Source organism: Helicobacter cetorum (assembly GCF_900198405.1).
GTDB classification, from domain to species: Bacteria; Campylobacterota; Campylobacteria; order Campylobacterales; family Helicobacteraceae; genus Helicobacter; species Helicobacter cetorum_C.
This window is the reverse complement of sequence record NZ_FZMR01000030.1, coordinates 1-1624: the sequence shown is the minus strand read 5'-3', so window position 1 is coordinate 1624 and position 1624 is coordinate 1. Positions and strand designations below refer to the sequence as shown.

Here is a 1624-nt window from a genome sequence, read left to right as displayed (position 1 = left end):
AAGAAAGCATAGTATCTTAATCCAAATTGCCCGTATTTCTTTTTACTCTTTTGATTACCTTTAATATAGTAATCAAACATTTGTTTATATCCCCCCTTTATTCCAAAGCCTAGCATATAACCTTGTTGTTTAGTTTCTATGTCTTTATCATTATTGATAAGTTTAGTCGTAGGAGAGCTTAAATAATTCATTTGATTAAACATACTAGCTAAGGTGCTTAGACTTGCTAAGGCTATGGGTTTAGAAGATTGTAATTCGTTATAAGTGTTGAGTTTAGGGGGTAAAGCTAAGAAATTAGTCCAGCTATTAAAGGTATTTTGGCTTACTTGGTCTTGTGTGGGTAGGGTTTTGTTGATATTAGAAAGGATTTGCTTGATTTGGTCTTTATTAGGATAACTTCCACCTTGTTGGTAATGGGGGTTATTTTTCCATTGTTCGTTATAGAAATTACCAAAGCTTTGAATGGCTGTTCCTATTTCTTTAGGATTATGAGAGTTAAGAGAGTTAGCTACATTGCCTACATTGTCCCACCATTCTAAAATAGTATGATAGAGTTGTTGTGGGGTTGTTATGCTTGTTTGATAATCAGTGCATGCATTTCCACAATATGCACCACCAACAACACCTTCAACTTGATAGGTTGTTGGGTCAAACCTAACCGTTATAGGGCTATAATATGCTATATCATTTGCCCAAGCACTTAGTTGCATCATGGGATTGTTTGTTTGTGCGTCATAAATGGGAATATCCGTTAAAAGTTGGTTGAGAATACCAAGGGCTTGTTGCTTATCTTTTTCTTTTGTGGGGTCATTTGAAAAACTTAAAGCACTGATTTGTTTTTCTAACTCTCTAGCTGTAAGCTCAAAAACACTCGCACTTCCCATAGCATTTTGGCTATTTAAAATCTTTGAAAAAGCTTTCAAGCCATTTCCAAACTGATTATAGATTGTTATAAGATTAGGGTCTAAGGATTGGATTAGTTTTTCTAGTGTTGCACCACCACCATAAGTATAAACATTATTAAAAACATTATTTCTCATATCATTTGAGAAGTTTCTATACGCATACCCCAAAGCATAAGCATAATTTACATTTTGATTGCCACTAGCTATTTCTTGTAGCATTTGAAAGAGCATTAAAGCATTAATCCCAAAACTAGGAGATAAGTAGGCACTATTGGACTTAGCTGCTTGATATTGTGTTGTATCTATCATACCATTGGTTTTGATTTGTTCCTCAGTCATTGTGGCTTTTTTTGAGCCAATAGTATTTTTTTCTATCTCGCTAATGATAGAAGTTAAAGCTTGTGGTATTGTCTCAGTTTTATTATCAGCTTGATTTGTTAGGGTTATATTAGCAATATCTGTATTTGTATCCTTTGAATTTTTTAAGGCATTTAAAATATTTCGTGCGGTCGTTTGTAGATTTGTTAAAGTGATGTTGTCTTTTGAGTTTGCAATACACCAGCCTTGTGAATTTTCACATTGTTTTTGTAACCCACTTTTTAGTGTTTCCAAATAATCTCTCAAATACCCCTCAAACGATTGCTTCCTTAATTTTGACAAACTATCAACTACATTTGAATTAGCATTACTCTCTAAGGCATAATGATTACTTGCTATAA

Annotated in this window: 1 protein-coding gene; it reads right to left on the bottom strand. The window is 33.4% G+C overall.

The window, feature by feature from the left end:
- Positions 1-1624: hypothetical protein (locus C6H25_RS07825; RefSeq protein ID WP_104748873.1), on the bottom strand; the 1624-nt coding region annotated here is incomplete at both ends.